Annotated in this window: 17 protein-coding genes; 12 read left to right on the forward strand and 5 right to left on the reverse strand. The window is 71.7% G+C overall.

What is annotated here, in order from left to right:
* Positions 1-138 precede the first annotated feature (138 nt).
* Positions 139-1,185, forward strand: a complete 1,047-nt coding sequence (locus AC3CBB_RS15145) for a LacI family DNA-binding transcriptional regulator (protein ID WP_123506717.1) — start codon at positions 139-141, stop codon at positions 1,183-1,185.
* Here AC3CBB_RS15145 and AC3CBB_RS15150 read toward each other — a convergent pair.
* Positions 1,182-2,495, reverse strand: coding sequence for an MATE family efflux transporter (locus AC3CBB_RS15150; protein ID WP_488625238.1), 1,314 nt, complete (start codon positions 2,493-2,495; stop codon positions 1,182-1,184). The genes AC3CBB_RS15145 and AC3CBB_RS15150 overlap by 4 nt on opposite strands.
* Positions 2,492-3,757, reverse strand: a complete 1,266-nt coding sequence (locus AC3CBB_RS15155) for a uracil-xanthine permease family protein (RefSeq protein WP_488625239.1) — start codon at positions 3,755-3,757, stop codon at positions 2,492-2,494. Before AC3CBB_RS15155 ends, AC3CBB_RS15150 begins: the two co-directional genes overlap by 4 nt.
* A 59-nt stretch (positions 3,758-3,816) precedes the next feature.
* Here AC3CBB_RS15155 and AC3CBB_RS15160 point away from each other — a divergent pair, with 59 nt between their 5' ends.
* Entirely contained in the window at positions 3,817-5,781 is a 1,965-nt protein-coding gene (locus tag AC3CBB_RS15160; RefSeq protein WP_488625240.1) for a M13 family metallopeptidase, read from the forward strand.
* An 8-nt stretch (positions 5,782-5,789) separates the two neighbouring features.
* The gene (locus AC3CBB_RS15165; RefSeq protein ID WP_488625241.1) at positions 5,790-6,734 is read left to right on the forward strand and encodes a serine hydrolase; all 945 of its coding nucleotides are present in this window, start codon (positions 5,790-5,792) and stop codon (positions 6,732-6,734) included.
* A gap of 62 nt (positions 6,735-6,796) precedes the next feature.
* Here the strand turns inward: AC3CBB_RS15165 and AC3CBB_RS15170 are convergent, their stop codons facing one another.
* Positions 6,797-7,444: a DUF4232 domain-containing protein gene (locus AC3CBB_RS15170; protein ID WP_488625242.1), complete on the reverse strand. Its 648-nt coding sequence runs from the start codon at positions 7,442-7,444 to the stop codon at positions 6,797-6,799.
* Between the two features lie 26 nt (positions 7,445-7,470).
* The gene (locus tag AC3CBB_RS15175; RefSeq protein WP_488625243.1) at positions 7,471-7,869 is read right to left on the reverse strand and encodes an NUDIX hydrolase; all 399 of its coding nucleotides are present in this window, start codon (positions 7,867-7,869) and stop codon (positions 7,471-7,473) included.
* Between the two features lie 106 nt (positions 7,870-7,975).
* On the opposite strand from AC3CBB_RS15175, the gene AC3CBB_RS15180 reads away from it, so the two are divergent.
* Positions 7,976-8,629 carry a hypothetical protein gene (locus tag AC3CBB_RS15180; protein WP_123506723.1) on the forward strand — a complete coding sequence of 218 codons (654 nt, stop codon included), beginning with the start codon at positions 7,976-7,978 and terminating at the stop codon, positions 8,627-8,629.
* 179 nt (positions 8,630-8,808) lie between these two features.
* Here the strand turns inward: AC3CBB_RS15180 and AC3CBB_RS15185 are convergent, their stop codons facing one another.
* Positions 8,809-10,086 (reverse strand): glutamyl-tRNA reductase, encoded by a 1,278-nt coding sequence (locus AC3CBB_RS15185; protein WP_488625244.1) that lies wholly within the window; start codon positions 10,084-10,086, stop codon positions 8,809-8,811.
* Between the two features lie 80 nt (positions 10,087-10,166).
* Here AC3CBB_RS15185 and AC3CBB_RS15190 point away from each other — a divergent pair, with 80 nt between their 5' ends.
* From AC3CBB_RS15190 to AC3CBB_RS15225, 8 genes are all read left to right on the forward strand, one after another.
* On the forward strand, positions 10,167-10,688 hold the full coding sequence (locus AC3CBB_RS15190) for a GNAT family N-acetyltransferase (RefSeq protein ID WP_488625245.1): 522 nt from the start codon (positions 10,167-10,169) through the stop codon (positions 10,686-10,688).
* Positions 10,689-10,725: 37 nt separating this feature from the next.
* Entirely contained in the window at positions 10,726-11,790 is a 1,065-nt protein-coding gene (hemE, locus tag AC3CBB_RS15195; protein WP_488625246.1) for a uroporphyrinogen decarboxylase, read from the forward strand.
* The gene (locus AC3CBB_RS15200; RefSeq protein ID WP_488625247.1) at positions 11,787-13,100 is read left to right on the forward strand and encodes a protoporphyrinogen/coproporphyrinogen oxidase; all 1,314 of its coding nucleotides are present in this window, start codon (positions 11,787-11,789) and stop codon (positions 13,098-13,100) included. The genes hemE and AC3CBB_RS15200 overlap by 4 nt, the downstream gene beginning before the upstream one ends.
* 103 nt (positions 13,101-13,203) lie before the next feature.
* Complete coding sequence (locus AC3CBB_RS15205; protein ID WP_123506726.1) at positions 13,204-13,464, forward strand: hypothetical protein; 261 nt, start codon at positions 13,204-13,206, stop codon at positions 13,462-13,464.
* 46 nt (positions 13,465-13,510) lie between these two features.
* Positions 13,511-13,963 (forward strand): phage holin family protein, encoded by a 453-nt coding sequence (locus AC3CBB_RS15210; protein WP_123506727.1) that lies wholly within the window; start codon positions 13,511-13,513, stop codon positions 13,961-13,963.
* Positions 13,963-14,190, forward strand: a complete 228-nt coding sequence (locus AC3CBB_RS15215) for a DUF3618 domain-containing protein (RefSeq protein WP_123506728.1) — start codon at positions 13,963-13,965, stop codon at positions 14,188-14,190. Before AC3CBB_RS15210 ends, AC3CBB_RS15215 begins: the two co-directional genes overlap by 1 nt.
* Positions 14,191-14,283: 93 nt before the next feature.
* The gene (gene hemQ, locus AC3CBB_RS15220) at positions 14,284-15,042 is read left to right on the forward strand and encodes a hydrogen peroxide-dependent heme synthase (RefSeq protein ID WP_488625248.1); all 759 of its coding nucleotides are present in this window, start codon (positions 14,284-14,286) and stop codon (positions 15,040-15,042) included.
* The gene (locus AC3CBB_RS15225) at positions 15,039-16,241 is read left to right on the forward strand and encodes a ferrochelatase (protein WP_488625249.1); all 1,203 of its coding nucleotides are present in this window, start codon (positions 15,039-15,041) and stop codon (positions 16,239-16,241) included. The genes hemQ and AC3CBB_RS15225 overlap by 4 nt, the downstream gene beginning before the upstream one ends.
* Positions 16,242-16,245: the final 4 nt, after the last annotated feature.

Here is a 16,245-nt window from a genome sequence, read left to right on the forward strand (position 1 = left end):
GTTCTCTTCGGTTCGTGCGTGCAGGTGGCGCGACTCGAATCGATTCGACCCGCGGGATCGACCACACGCTATCAAGCCGCGGGCGACTCCGACAAGACCTTCGTCGAATCGATTCGAGTGCGACTACAGTTCTGGAGCATGAGCATCGCGACCCGCCCCACCCTCGCCTCCGTGGCGAAGCTGGCCGGTGTCTCGGCGTCGACGGCCTCCCTGGCCTTCAACGACTCCGGCCCCGTGTCGGCGTCCACGCGCGAGAAGGTGCTCGACGCGGCACGGACGCTCGGCTACGCCGGTCCCGACCCGCGCGCCCGGTCGCTGCGGCGCGGACGGTCGGGCATCGTCGGCGTGGTGCTCGAGGAGTCCCTGCGCGACGCCTTCCGCGACCCGATGAACCTCGCGATGCTCGACGGGATCGCCGACCTGACAGGCCCGGCGGGCAACTCGCTGCTGCTGCTCACCGAGACTGCCGCCGGTCGGTCCACCCTCGTCGACGCACCGGTCGACGCGGCCGTGCTGTTCGGGTGCAGCCCGGTCGTCGACGAGAAGGTCGCGATCCTGCTGCGTCGCGGTATCCCGGTGGTCGCCATCGAGGGCCGCCCGATCCCCGGGGTGCTCGACATCGGCCTCGACAACCGCGAGGCCACGCGCTCGCTCGCCGAGCACCTCAAGGGCCTGGGCCACTCCGACGTCGCTCTCGTCACCCTCGAGCTCGACCGCGACCGCCGCAGAAGCAGAGTGACGCAGAAACTCCTCGCCCGAGCCACGTCGCACACTGCCCTCGAGCGCGTCCACGGCGCCCGCGAGGTCTTCCCCGCGGCCGGCGGGCTCACCACGCTCGGAAGCACGGTCGACGAGGGGCGCATCGCCGGGCTGGCGCTGCTCGGCGATCCCGAGACGCGGCCGACCGCCGTCATCGCGCAGAGCGACCTCCTCGCCGTCGGGGTCATCCGGGCCGCGGCCGAGCTCGGCCTGGCCGTGCCCGGCGACCTCAGCGTCGTCGGGTTCGACGGCGTGCGGATCGACGACCCGGTCGCCGCCGAGCTGACGACCATGGTGCAGCCGGGGTTCGCGAAGGGGCAGGCGGCGGGGCGCGGCATCCTCGAGCTGCTCGCCGGCCGCGAGGGCCGCTCGGTCTCGTTCACGTCGGCGTTCCGGCGCGGGGCGACGACGGCCCCGCCGCGCTAGGCGCCGGTGACGATCCAGCGCGAGCCGGCGGCGCGGACGCCGAGCGTGACGGCTCGAGCCCCGATGTAGCCGATGCCGAAGGCCAGCCAGAGCGCGACCGGCCCGCCGTCGCCCGCGACCGCCCACCACAGCAGCGGGAGGTACACGGCCACGTCGACGAGGCCGGTCCAGGCGAGGTAGCGGGCGTCGCCGGCGCCGAGCAGGACCCCGTCGAGCACGAAGACCAGACCGGCGAGCGGCACCCCGACGGCCATGGCGCGCAGGATCCCGGGGAGCATCGCCCGCACGGCCCCATCGCCCGTGAAGACGCCGGGCAGCACCCCCGCCGCGCTGGCGAGCAGCAGCCCGAGCACGGCTCCACCCGCGACGCCCCATGTCAGCAGTCTCCGCGTGACGGCGCGCACCCGCGCCGCATCGCCGGCCCCGAGCGCGTGCCCGACCATCGCCTGGCCGGCGATCGCGAGGGCATCCAGCGCGAACGCCAGCGTCGAGAAGAGGGTCAGGGCGACCTGCACGGCGGCGAGCCCCGGCACGCCGAGCATCCCGGCCGCCCAGACCGTGGCGAGCATGGCCAGCCGAAGGGCCGCGCTCCTGATCAGCAGCCAGCCGCCGGCGGAGGCCGTCCTGCCCACGCCTCCGAGTCCCGGTCGCAGCGGGGCCCCGACGGCGCGGGCCGCCCGGACAGCGATGACCGCGTAGACCGCCGCCATGCCCCACTGCGCGACGACGGTGCCCGCCGCCGACCCGGCGATGCCCCAGTGGAAGCCGTAGATGAACAGGGCGTTGAGGCCCGCGTTGGCGGCGAATCCCGCCGTCGCGACGACGAGCGGCGTGCGGGTGTCCTGGAGTCCGCGCAGGAGCCCCGTCGCCGCGATGACGAACAGCATCGCCGGGAGGCCGAGCACCGAGATGACGAGGTACTTCGTGGCCTGCTCGGAGACGGCGGGCCCGGTCTGGAACGCGAGCACCAGGGTTCCTGCGCCCAGAGCACCCACCACGAGCAGGACGACGCCGATCAGCAGCGCGAACCACAGCCCGTCGATGCCGGCCCGGAGCGCCCCGGTGCGATCGCCCGCGCCGAGCCGCCTGGCCACGGTCGGAGTCGTCGCGTAGGCGAGGAAGATCAGCAGCCCCACCGCCGTCTGGAGGATCACGCCGGCGATGCCGAGGCCGGCCAGCGGCGCCGCCCCGAGGTGGCCGACGAGGGCCGTGTCGGTCAGCAGGAAGAGCGGCTCGGCGATCAGGGCACCCAGGGCCGGGACGGCCAGCCGGGCGATCTCGCGGTCGAGCGCCCGCGCGGGTGTGGTCACTCGGTGCCGCGCGCCCGCCCGATCGCGCTCATCAGGTGGTAGACGACGACGGCGGCGACGGTGCCGATGATGATGCCCTCGAAGACCGCGCCGCCGGCCGTGAAGGTCAGGTTCGCGATGCCGGCGACGAGTGCGATCCCGGCGGTGAGCTGGTTCTTCGGCTTCGAGAAGTCGACCCCGTTCTCGACCCAGATGCGGATTCCGATGATGCCGATCAAACCGTAGAGCGCCACGGTCACGCCGCCGATGACGCCCGGGGGCACGGTTGCGATGACGGCGCCGATCTTGGGCGAGAGCCCGAGCAGGATCGCGATGACGCCGGCGACCCAGTACGCCGCGGTCGAGAACACGCGCGTCGCGCTCATGACGCCGATGTTCTCGCCGTAGGTCGTGGTCGCCGACCCCCCGCCGATGCCGGCGATCACGGTGCTGAGGCCGTCGGCGAAGAGCGCTCGGCCGGTGAGGTCGTCGAGGTTGCGGCCGGTGAGCTGGCCGACCCCCTTCACATGGCCGACGTTCTCGGCGACGAGGGCGAGCACGACCGGCAGGAAGCCCACGTAGACGGCGATGTGCGTCGCCTCGAACGACGGCGCGGTGAACTGGGGGAGGCCGAGCCACGCCGCGTCGTCGACCTTGCTGAAGTCGACGGCCCCGCTGATGACGGCGGCGACATAGCCCACGACGACGCCGACGACGATCGAGAGCCGGCCGAGGATGCCGCGGAACACGACCGCCGCGAGGACGACCGCGGCCAGGGTGATGACGGCGATCACCGGCGCCTTCTGGAAGTTCGCCCCCGCCGTCGGGGCCAGGTTGAAGCCGATGAGGGCGACGATCGAGCCCGACACGACGGGCGGCAGCAGCGCGTCGATCCACTTCGTGCCGAGCACGTGGACGATGAGGCCGACGATCGCCAGCAGCGCGCCGACGACGATGATGCCGCTGAGCGCGAGCGGGATCCCGCCGATCTTGGTCGCGGCGCCGATCGGGGCGATGAAGGCGAACGACGAGCCGAGGTAGCTGGGCAGGCGGTTCTTCGTGATGACCAGGAAGAGCAAGGTGCCGATGCCCGAGAAGAGGAGCGTCGTGGTGGGCGGAAAGCCGGTGATGATGGGAACCAGGAACGTGGCGCCGAACATGGCGACCACGTGCTGTGCGCCCAGCCCCACCGTGCGCGGCCACGACAGCCGCTCCTCCGGGAGCACGATCGCGGTCTGGTCGACCGCCTTGCCGTCGGCGTGGAGCTTCCAGGGGAGGGCCATGCAGTGACTGTACTGGGAGCCGATCGCGGCTGTCGGACCACACGCCTAGGCTTGCCCCCATGACCGAAGTCTCCTCGAAGTCCGGAATCGCCACCGACGCCCTCGACCCCGCCACCCGGCCCCAAGACGACCTCTTCCGCCACGTCAACGGCACTTGGATCCGCGAGACCGAGATCCCCGAAGACAAGGCTCGCTGGGGCTCGTTCTACCTGCTGGCCGAGGCCGCCGAGCAGGCCGTGCGCGACATCATCGACGAGTCGCAGGAGGCCGAGCCGGGCAGCGAGGCCCGCAAGGTCGGCGACCTGTTCGCGAGCTTCCTCGACGAAGACCGCGCCGAGGAGCTCGGGGCGACGCCGATCCAGCCGCTGCTGGCGAGCGTCGACGACGTGACGGACGTCGCCGCGCTGCTGCAGGCCGTCGGCCGGTTCGAGCTGCAGGGCGTCTCGGGCTTCGCGCAGCTCTTCGTCGACAACGACCCGGGCAACCCGGAGCGCTACATGGTGTTCCTCGAGCAGGCCGGCCTCGGCCTCCCCGACGAGTCCTACTACCGCGACGACAAGTTCGCGTCGATCCGCACCGCCTACGAGGCGTTCGTCGCCTCGCAGCTCGAGCGCGCCGGCTTCGACCAGGCGGCCGACCGCGCCGCTCGCGTCGTCGCGCTCGAGACCGCCATCGCCTCGCACCACTGGGACAACGTGGCGACCCGCGAGTCCGAGAAGACCTACAACCTCCTGCCGTGGTCCGATGCGGCGGCGCTCGCCGAGGGCGTCGACCTCTCGATCTGGCGCGACGCGGTCGGCGCTCCCGCCGGCGTCTTCGACGAGATCGTCGTGCGCCAGCCCTCGTTCGTCACCGGCCTCGCAACGCTGCTCGTCGACGACCAGCTCGACGCGTGGCGCGACTGGCTGCGCTGGCAGATCGTCCGCTCGTTCGCCGCGTACCTCTCGAGCGGCTTCGTGAAGGCGAACTTCGAGTTCTACGGCAAGACCCTCACCGGCACCCCCGTGCAGCGCGCCCGCTGGAAGCGCGGCGTCTCGCTGGTCGAGGGCGCCATGGGCGAGGCCGTCGGCCGCATCTACGTCGAGCGGAACTTCCAGCCCGAGGCGAAGGTCGCGATGGACGTCCTGGTCGCGAACCTCGTCGAGGCCTACCGCCAGAGCATCACGGGCCTCGCGTGGATGACCGACGAGACGCGCACCCGCGCCCTCGACAAGCTCGACAAGTTCACGCCCAAGATCGGCTTCCCGGTGAAGTGGCGCGACTACTCGAAGCTCGAGATCGATGCGACCGACCTCGTCGGCAACATCCGCGCCACCGCCGTCTTCGGCTTCGACCGCGAGCTCGGCAAGATCGGCAAGCCGATCGACCGCGACGAGTGGTTCATGACCCCGCAGACGATCAACGCGTACTACAACCCGGGCTTCAACGAGATCGTGTTCCCGGCGGCGATCCTGCAGTTCCCGTTCTTCGTCGAGAACCGCGACGCGGCCGCCAACTACGGCGCGATCGGAGCGGTGATCGGCCACGAGATCGGCCACGGCTTCGACGACCAGGGCTCGAAGTACGACGGCGACGGCAAGCTCACCGACTGGTGGACCCCGGCCGACCGCGAGGCGTTCGAGAAGCTCACCTCATCGCTCATCGCCCAGTACGACGCGCTCGAGCCGGCGCAGACCCCCGGTCACCATGTCAACGGCGCGCTCACCATCGGCGAGAACATCGGCGATCTCGGCGGCCTCTCGATCGCGTGGAAGGCGTACCTGATCTCGCTCGACGGCCAGGAGCCGCCGGTGATCGACGGACTGACCGGCGCGCAGCGCTTCTTCCTGAGCTGGGCGCAGGCCTGGCAGATGAAGATCCGCGACGAGGAGGCCATCCGTCTCATGTCGATCGACCCGCACTCGCCCAACGAGTTCCGGTGCAACCAGATCGTCCGCAACATCGACGAGTTCTACGTCGCCTTCGCGGTGTCCGACGCCGACGCGCTCTGGCTGCCGGAAGATGAGCGCGTCACGATCTGGTAGCCGCTCCGATGGCTGACCCCGGTATCGACAGTCGACGCGGCCGCCGGTCGCGCGACGTCCCGCGCGATCCGGGCCGGCACCGCGGCGAGCGGGCGGCCGAGCCGTTCGAGCGCAGCTTCACGGCGCTCGGCACCCTGGCCTTCGCCGAGGCCCGGGTGTCGGCATCGGCCGCCGATCTCGACACCGGCGAGGTCGTGCTGGCGATCGACGAGAAGATCGCCCTGCCGACCGCCGAGGTCGGCGGGCTGCTGCTGCTCGTCGAGGTCGCCGCGCGCCTTGCGGACGGTCGGCTGGGGCCGGTCGACGAGGTGTCGCGCGAGTCCGCCACGGGTGACGGCGCGGGCGAGACGCGCGTCGACGACCCCCGCGTCGGCGGGCTCTGGTCGTCGATGCTGGTGCCGTCGCTCCGGGTGCTCGATGCCGCGACCCTCGTGGGGGCCTTCCGCGACCCCGTCGCCACGAACGCCCTGATCCGGCTCGTCGGCCTCGATGCCGTCCACGCCCGCGCCGAAGAGCTCGGCCTCAACCGCACGGCGCTGCTCGACTACGCCCGGGCCACCCGCGGGCCCGACGACGCACCGCAGTTCTCGATCGGATCAGCCCTCGAGCTGCAGGGCCTCTTCGGCGACCTCGTCGGCGGCCGCTGCGTCGACACCGCCGTCAGCAACCGCGTGCTGGGCTGGCTCTCCACCGGCAGCGACCTGAGCATGGTCGCCGCCGCCTTCGGGCTCGACCCCGTCGCCCATCGGGCGCGCGACCACGGCCTCCAGCTCGTGAACCTCACCGGGGCCGACCAGGGCGTGCGCTCTGAAGCCGGGGCGCTTCGCGGTCGCCGCCGGGGCGTCTCGTACGCGGCCACCGTGGCGTTCGACGATGCCGACCTGCCGACGCGGCTGCGGGTGCTCGACGTGCTCCGGACCGTCGGGCTGGATCTGCTCGAGTACGTGAGCTAGTTCCTGCGCCCGGTGCTTGCCGCTGGCCTGCGCTGGCCTGTGCTCGACGCGTGCGCCGCGGGCTACTGCAGTGCGCCGACGGTGAGCAGCTGCACCGACGTCGACTTGCAGCCGGTCACGCCCTTGTAGGCGGCGAAGACCGAGGCCTTCTGCCCGGGAGGGTAGACGCGGAACCCGTCGGTCGCGGTCGGCTTGCACTTGGCCCTGTCGAAGTTGCCGGCCTGCAGGTAGCGGAGGTCGGCCTTCGCGGTCGAGCCCGACGCGAGAGTGACTGTGCCGTGGGGGGTCGTGCGATCGAACTTCGCCGCGGCGCCGATCTGCGTGCCGGTGCCGCCGCCCACGAGCGAGACGCCGGGCCAGCCCTGCAGGGTGCACGAGGCCGACCCCTTGTTGGTGAGCACGAGGGTGATCCCGATCGTGCCGGCGGCGCCTCCGTCGCCCTCGGCGATGCTCGCGGCGAGGTTCGACGAGGTGCACGAGGAGACCGTCGTGCCGCCGCCGTTGCCGCCCGCCGGCGTCGTCTTCGTCGGCGTGGCGGAGACGGATTCGCTCGGCGTCGGAGTCGTCGCCGGGATGGTCGGCTCGGCCGTCGTCGTCACCGTCTCGGTCGCGGTGGGCTCGGCGGCGTCGTTCGACGAGGAGCATCCGGCGAGACCGGCGACCGTGAGGGCGCTGAGGGCGAGGACGGTGAGAGTGGTTCTGGTGCGCATGGCTCCACTGTGCCACGCGGACCGGGTCAGTCGATCAGTCCGAGGGATGACAATCGCCGGAGCGTCTCCCGTCCTGCAGGCGGACACCGCCAGGCATCGGCCGTCGCGGTCCAGGTGATCGCGCCGACCTCGGCTGAGGGGACGGGCTCGTCGGGCGTGTCGGCTGTGAAGAGGGTCATCTCGACCAGGCGGCCGTCGGGCTCGCCGTGCGCCTGCTCGCTCACCGTGAAGAGCTCCACGATCGATGCCGGATCGAGGGCCAGCGACACTTCTTCGAGCGACTCGCGCACGACGGCCTCCGCGCCGGACTCACCCGGCTCGACCTTGCCGCCCGGCAGGTAGAGCACGTCGCGGCCCCGGGCGGTGACCATGAGCAGCCTCCGCTCGCGGACGAGGGCCAGCGCGGAGACGACGATCGGGTGCATGGGAGACATTCTCCCGAGTTCCTGCGCCCTCTGCTATTGACGAGCGGATATAACTGTGAAATATTGCATTCATCACCCGTTCACCCCGATGAGATCAGGACCCCCCATGACCGCAGGGACCACCGCCACCGCTACCGCCCTTCTGCCCGCCATCGTCATCGACCCCGTCGACTACCTGCTCGTCGACATCGCCACCGGGCGGCACCTTCCCGGCGACGGCGTCCACGTCGAGCAGCTCGCCCACGAGCACGGACTGTCGCTGGCCGAGGCCGGCGCCGCGCTCGACGAGGCCTGGTGCCTCGGGCTTGTCTCGCGTCGGGCGACGACGACGGGCGGCATCGTCTGCTGGACCCCGGAGGCCACTCAGGTGATGCTGCACCGGCTCGCACGGGCCATGGTCTCTGCGGTGACCGCCGGCCCCCGGTGCGACGCGAAGCGCGGACTCATCGACGGCGACGCGCAGCGGTTCACCGTCGTCGAGCTGTTCGGGCTGACGGCGCCCTGCGACGTCGCGCTCTTCCTCGAGGTAGCCCGCGCGCTGCTCGGCGCATGGGCGCCCGATCTCCTCGACGAGCTGATCATGCCCGTCGCCGTGCTGTTCTCGCAGTCGGCCCAGCGCGTGCACGGCTTCGAGCCTGCGGCCGAGGCCGACGTGCGCTGCGAGATGGTGCGCGAGCTGGTGTCGAGCCTCATCGACGGCCGCACAGCCGACTTCGAGTCGACCGTGGCCGACTACGTGCTGGCGCTCTCGACGCACTGAATCCTGCCGCCGGGCGTCAAGCCCGCCGTTTCGGTTCGAGCCCTCCACCTTTGGGGAGGGACGGTGCCGGTTCGGCGGGATCGTGCATCCGGTGCGTCCGGTGCGTCCGGTGCGTCCGGTGCGTCCGGTGCGTCCGGCGCGTCCGGCGCGGGCCGCGCCCGACGGCTACGGTCGCAGGATCAGCCCGCCGCCGCCTCGCCTGCCGAGCGGGGCAGCGCCGAGAGCGTCGCGGCCCGCGTCTCCGTCAGCCCGAAGAGCGCTTCGAGTCCGTCGCGGAACTCCTCGCCGCGACCCTCGCGGGCAAGCTCGCGAGCGCGGACCGACGGCGTGTGGAGCAGGACTCCGGCGAGGTGCCGGAGCGCCTGCTCGGTGCGCTCGCTGGAATCGCCGCGCGAGCGGGCGCGCTCGATCTCGCCGTCGAGGAGGTCGAAGACGTGCTTGCGGAGGGCTACCACGGCGGGCGACAGAGACTGCTCGGCGGCCACGGCCTGGAACTCGGCGGCGGCCGTGGACACGAGCGCGCGGGCATCGTCGGCGGCGGTCAGCTCGGCGAGCGGGGCGTGGAGGCTGATGGTCTCGAGGTCGAGCATCTCGACGCCCTCGACTCGGGCGACCAGCGGGTCGACGTTGCGGGGAAGGCCGAGGTCGATGACGAGGCGGCGCGGGCCCGCCTCGACGACGTCGGGCGTGACGAGCGGGGTGGCCGTCGACGTGCAGGTGATGAGGATGTCGCTCCAGGCGATCGCCTCGGCGAGGTCGGCGTGCGCCGCGACCTCGTGCTTGGCGGCGAACCACGGGGCGCGGCCGGAGGCGGAGTAGACGCCGATGTCGCCGGCACCGCGGTCGCGCAGGGCGGCGACGGTCGTCGCGGCGTACTGGCCGGTGCCGACGAGGAGGATGCGCGCCTGGGCCCAGTCGGTGACCCGGCTCGACGCGAGCTCGAGGGCCAGGCGGACGAGCGAGCGGCCGGCGCCGCCCACGTTGGTGCGGTTCTTGACGCCGCGCGAGGTGTGCGAGGCCTGCTGGAAGAGTCGCTCCAGATCGGACGACGTCGTGCCGTCCTGCCGGGCCCGCTCGAGCGCGCGGCGCACCTGGCCGGAGATCTCGTCTTCGCCGACGACGACCGACTCGAGGCCGGAGCTGACGGCGAAGAGGTGCTCGACGACCCCGTCGCCGGTGATGACGTCGACGCTGGTGCGGAGCGCGACGGGGTCGACGCCCGAGGCCTCGCTCATGGTCTGGATGGTGGCCTCGACGGCTACGGCGCTCGCCGCGGTGAGGGGCTCGTCGACGTCGAGGTACGCCTCGAAGCGGTTGCATGTCGCGAGCACGACGGCGCCCGAGACGAAATCGCTCGATTCGACCAGGGTGCCCGCAGCCAGGGGTGCGCCGACGCTCAACTTCTCGAGGAGGTCGAAGCTGGCGTTCTGATGAGACGCCGTCAGGCAGATGAGCACGACAGATATGGTAACTCTCCCGTTTCACCTGTGCATGGGCTGAACTCGGCGTCGAGTGATCCCCTCGGTAGGGTCGGGGCGTGATCCTCTTCCGTACCGCGACCCCCGTCGACTCCGCGGCGATCGTCGAGCTCGTCACATCGGCCTACCGGGGCGACGCCAGCCGCGCCGGCTGGACGACCGAGGCCGACCTGCTCGAGGGGCCGCGTATCGACGCCGACCTCCTCGCGGTCGACCTCGCGAACCCGGACGGCGGCGTGATCGTCGCCGTCGAGGACGACCGGATCGTTGCGTGCTGCAACGTCGTGCGCCGGCCGGACGGCGTCGGCTACTTCGGCATGTTCGCGGTCACGCCGACCGGGCAGGGCGGCGGCCTGGGATCACGGGTGCTGGCCGAGGCCGAGCGCATCGCGCGCGACGAGTGGCACCTGACCGAGATCGAGATGACGGTCATCGAGCAGCGCGCCGAGCTCATCGCCTTCTACGAGCGTCGGGCCTACGTGCGCACGGGCGGGTTCGTCCCCTTCCCCTACGGCGACGAGCGCTTCGGGGTGCCACTCCGTGACGACCTCCGCATGGCGGTGCTGCGCAAGGCGTTCTGAGCCCGACCGCCCAGCGCGGGATGCGACAATTCACGACGTGATCACGACCGCCCTCCCCGCCACGCACCCGCTCGCCTCCGGCCTGACCGCGGGGTCGAGCCTGGTGCGCGCCCTCCGCGGCGACCGCCCCGAGACGCTCCCCGTGTGGTTCATGCGGCAGGCCGGCCGGTCGTTGCCCGAGTACCGCGAGCTGCGCGTGGGCACGAAGATGCTCGACGCCTGCCTCGACCCCGAGCTCTCGAGCGAGATCACCCTGCAGCCGGTCCGTCGCCACGGCGTCGACGCCGGCATCTTCTTCAGCGACATCGTCGTGCCGGTCAAGCTCGCGGGCGTGGGCGTCGAGATCGTCCCCGGTCGCGGCCCCGTCCTCGACGAGCCGATCCGCACCGCCGCCGACGTGGCGAAGCTGCGCCCGATCGATCCCGACTCGCTGGCGCCGGTCGCCGAGGGCGTCGCGCGCACGGTCGCCGAGCTCGGCGCGACCCCGCTGATCGGCTTCGCCGGGGCGCCCTTCACCCTGGCGGCGTACCTCGTCGAGGGCGGGCCGTCGAAAGACCACATCCGCGCACGGACGCTGATGCACGCGGAGCCGGAGACGTGGCGCGCCCTGATGGAGTGGGCCGCGGACACGACGGGCGAGTTCCTGCGCGCGCAGATCATGGCCGGGGCGAGCGCCGGTCAGCTGTTCGACTCGTGGGTGGGCTCGCTGTCGCTGGCCGACTACGTCGAGCACGTCGCGCCCTGGTCGGCCCGCGCGCTGTCGCACATCGACGACCTCGGGGTGCCCCGCATCCACTTCGGCGTCGGCTCGGGCGAGCTGCTCGCGGCGATGCGCGACGTGGGCACCGACGCGGTGGGAGTCGACTGGCGGATCCCGCTCGACGAGGCCTCGCGTCGTCTCGGCGGGCGCACCGTCGTGCAGGGCAACATCAACCCCGCGCTGCTGCAGGCGCCGTGGCCGGTGCTGGAGGCGCACGTCCGCGATGTGGTCGAGCGCGGCAGGGCGGCGCCGGCGCACGTGCTGAACCTGGGGCACGGCGTGAGCCCCGACACCGACCCGGCGGTCCTGACCCGGATCGTCGAGCTGGCCCACGAACTGTGAGCGGATCTCTGGACGCGATCGTCGTCGGCGGCGGCATCGCCGGCCTCGTCGTCGCGCGCGACCTGGGCAAGGCCGGTCGCCGCGTCGTGCTCCTGGAGGCCTCCGAGCGGCTGGGCGGCGAGGTGATGCGCCACACGGTCGCGGGGATCGACCTCGATGCCGGAGCCGAGAGCTTCGCGACGAAGACCGACTCCGTCGCGACCCTGGCGACGCAGATCGGCCTGGGCAGCGAGATCGTGGCGCCCGACCCGCGCGGCGCCTGGATCATCCAGGCCGACGGCGCGCCCTTCCCGTTGCCGAAGACGGGACTGCTGGGCATCCCGGGCACGGCCATGGCGAAAGACGTGATCGACGTGATCGGCACGGGCGCGGCTCTCCGCGCCGAGCTCGACTCGCTCCTGCCCGGCCCGATCGGGGCGAAGGAGCAGAAGCTCGGACCCCTCGTGCGCCGCCGCATGGGCCGCGCAGTGCTCGACAAGCTGGTGACGCCCGTGGTCATGGGCGTGCACTCGGCGCACCCCGACACCCTCGACGTCGACCGGGTCGCCCCCGGTCTGCGGGCGGCGCTGCTGCACCAGAACTCGCTCGCCCGTGCCGTGCGCGAGCTGCGGGAGTCGTCGGCCGCGGGGTCAGCCGTCGGCGGCATCCGCGGCGGAGTCGTCCGCCTCGTCGACGAGCTCGTCGCCGACCTCGAGACGTACGGGGTCGAGGTCCGGCTCGGCGCGTCCGTCCGCTCCGTCGACGGCACCGGCGTCGTCCTCGACGGCGGCGAGGCCCTGTCGGCGAGGGTCGTCGTCGTCGCGCTGGGCGGCCGCGACAGCGCCCTCCTCTCGGGCGGACGGGCCGACACGGGCGTCATCACGCTCGCGACCCTCGTGATCCGGGCGCAGGAACTCGACACCGCGCCCCGCGGCACAGGCGTCCTGGTCACACCCGGCGCCCCCGGCATCCGCGCGAAGGCCCTCACGCACGCCAGCATCAAGTGGGCGTGGGTGGCCGAGCGCGCCGAGGGCCGGCACGTGCTGCGCCTCAGCTACGACTCGCCCGTGGTGGACCCCGCGACGACCGACGCCGATCTGCGGCAGGTCGCGCTCGCCGACGCGTCGGCGATCCTCGGCCTGGGGCTCGACCCGGCCGCCGTCGACGGCTTCGCCCGAGTCGAGTGGGCGTCGCCCGTGCGGGGCGCCGCACCTGCCGACGGGAGCGGGGTCGTCCGCGTCGGGGGTGCCGTGGCAGGCCGTGGCCTCGCCGGAGTGATCGCCGACGCCCGGGCCAAGGCCGCCGGCCTGCTCGAGGGCGCGCTGCGCTGAGCACGTCGCCCACCGCCCCTGTCGGACGGCACCCGCGAGACCGGACTAACCTAAGAACGTGTTGCGGCCGCGGGGCCGCACAGCAGAGACTTCTGGAGGCTTCATGCGAGGCAAGCTGATCTTCGTCGCGGGAGCGGCCATCGGGTACGTGCTCGGTTCACGTGCGGGCCATCAGCGCTACGAGCAGATCGCGGCCGGTGCATCGAAGGTGTGGAGCAGCGCTCCCGTCCAGAAGCAGGTCGTCAAGGCCGAGCGCGCCGCCGGTGCCGTGCTTCCCGCGATCGTGACCGGTCTCTTCCACGCGGCCGTCTGGGCCGTGAAGAAGGTCCTCGGGATCCAGTCGAAGCCCGCAGCCACCCGCTGACGGCTCCATTGCTCCGCCCAGCACCCACCGTCCTGAGAGGCACTCCATGACCGAGTCGACGCGCGCCGACAGCATCCACCACGCGAAGAAGAACCGCTCGCTGTTCGGGCTCCTGAGCGACATCCCCACGCTCGTCACCGACCTCGTCAAGGGCGAGATCGCCCTGCTGAAGGCCGAGCTCATCGCCAAGGCGAAGGTGTTCGGAATCGGCGCGGGCCTCGTCGTGGGCGCTCTGCTCTTCCTCTTCCTCATGCTGCTGTGCCTCATCGGCGCCGGCATCGCCGCCCTGTCGCTCGTCATGCCGCTCTGGCTGGCCGCGCTGCTGGTCGCGGCTCTGTTCCTGGTGATCGCGGGCATCCTCGGGTTCCTGGGCTACAGGCAGATCAAGAAGGGCCTGCCACCGCTGCCGAAGAAGACGATCGACAGCGTCAAGAGCGACATCAAGGCAGTGAAGGGCGTCGGGCGCATCCCGCGCTCCGACGTGGGAGGACGTTTCTGATGAGTGGCACCGAAGACATCCAGGCGGCCATCGACCGCACCCGCGCCGACCTGGCCGCGACGCTGAACGAGCTCGAAGAGAAGCTCAACGTGCCGAAGCAGCTCGGCATCAAGGCGCACCAGGCGAAGGTGTCGTTCTCGAAAGACCCCAAGCCGTTCCTGGCTGCCGCGGCTGCCGTGGCCGCCGCAGTCGGCGGTCTCACGCTGATCGCCCTGCGTCGTCGCTGACGCTTTTCCTCGCCCCATCGCGGGCCGCTGAGGGTCTCTCGATCCTGAGCCAGACGGTTCGCCGTTCCCAGAATGACAAGGGATGATGGACGCATGAATTCCAGCGCCGACGCGCACTCGCAGCACGCACCCTCGCCTGATTCCGACGCGGCGGCGACCGACGCACCCGTCGAGGTCCTCGGCTACACGCTGTGGGCAGTTCTTCGCCGAGACCCGCTCCGGCCCTACGTGGCCGAGGGCGAGCGCACCTCGATCGGCGACGACATCGCCGAGCTCGACGCGACAGTGGCCCGCCTCGCCGAGAACGGCGTCGTCGTCCGGGGCTTCTACGACGTCAGCGCCGTGAAGGCCGACAGCGACGTGATGATCTGGCTGCACGGCCCGATCCCCGAAGACATCCAGGCCGGCTACCGCGACCTGCTCCGCACGCACCTGCTCAAGAACCTCCTGCCGACGTGGAACGCGCTCGGCATGCACCGCGAAGCCGAGTTCGCGAAAGACCACAGCCCCGCGTTCATGCGCGGCAAGGAGCCCGAGACCTGGCTCACGGTCTACCCGTTCGTCCGCAGCTACGAGTGGTACCTCCTGCCTGACGCCGAGCGCAACCAGATGCTCCGCGATCACGGCATGAAGGGCTCGGCGCACCGCTCCGTCCTGACCAACACCGTCGCCAGCTTCAGCCTGGGCGACTACGAGTGGATCCTGGCGCTCGAGGCCCCCGAGCTGGTCCAGCTCGTCGACCTCATGCGCGAGCTCCGCTACACCGAGGCGCGCATGCACGTGCGCGAAGAGGTGCCCTTCTACACGGGTCGGCGCATCCCGACCACCGCGATCCCCGAGGTTCTCTCTTGACCAACATCACCAACGGCCAGCTCGTCCCCAACGCCACCGACGCGGCGGCGGAGGGTCCGGAGTGGGTCACGCAGGGCACGGACTACGACGCGATCCTCCTGGCCGGCTTCGGCGGGCCCGAGGGGCAGGACGACGTGATCCCGTTCCTGCGCAACGTCACCCGCGGCCGCGGGATCCCCGAGGAGCGCCTCGAGGAGGTCGCGCACCACTACCGCCACTTCGGCGGCATCAGCCCGATCAACCAGCACAACCGCGAGCTCAAGGCCGCACTCGAGGCCGAGCTCGCGCGCCGCGAGATCGACCTGCCCGTGCTGTGGGGCAACCGCAACTGGGAGCCCTACATGGCCGACGCCGTCCGCGAGGCGGCCGACCAGGGCTACACGAAGCTGATCGCCATCGCGACCAGCGCCTACAGCTCGTACTCGTCGTGCCGGCAGTACCGCGAGGACTTCGCGATGGCCCTCGACGACACCGAGCTGCGCGACCGCGTGCAGATCGACAAGGTGCGTCAGTTCTTCGACCACCCCGGCTTCGTGCAGCCGTTCATCGACGGTGTCCGCGACGCGCTCGTGAAGGCTCGCGCCGAGATCGACGGCATCGACCTCACGACCGAGGTGCAGGTGCTGTTCTCGACCCACTCGATCCCGTCGACCGACGCCGCCAAGAGCGGTCCCGAGGCGCGCGGCTTCGACGCCGACGGCGCCTACGCCGCTCAGCACAGGGCCGTCGCCGAGGTCGTCATGGCCGCAGCGGAGGCCGCTCTCGAGCTCGGCTCGGACGCGACCGTGCCGTGGCAGCTCGTCTTCCAGTCGCGCTCCGGCCCTCCGTCGATGCCCTGGCTCGAGCCCGACATCAACGACGCGATCCACGCCCTGAAGGGCGGCCCGACCAAGGCCGTCGTCATCGTGCCGCTCGGCTTCGTCAGCGACCACATGGAGGTCATGTGGGACCTCGACAACGAGGCGCTCGAGTCGTGCGAGGAGGAGGGCTTCTGGGCCGTCCGCACGCCGACCCCCGGCATCGACCCGAACTACGTCACCGGCCTCGTCGACCTGGTGCTGGAGCGCCGCGACGGCGTCGCCGCGGCCGACCGCCCGCACCTGACCGACCTCGGGCCCTGGTACGACGTCTGCCGTCCGGGATGCTGCGAGAACGTCCGCCTCGGCTTCAAGCCGATCGTCGCCGGCCTGGTTCCGTAGGGCA

The organism is Frondihabitans sp. OV104 (genome assembly GCF_057787745.1).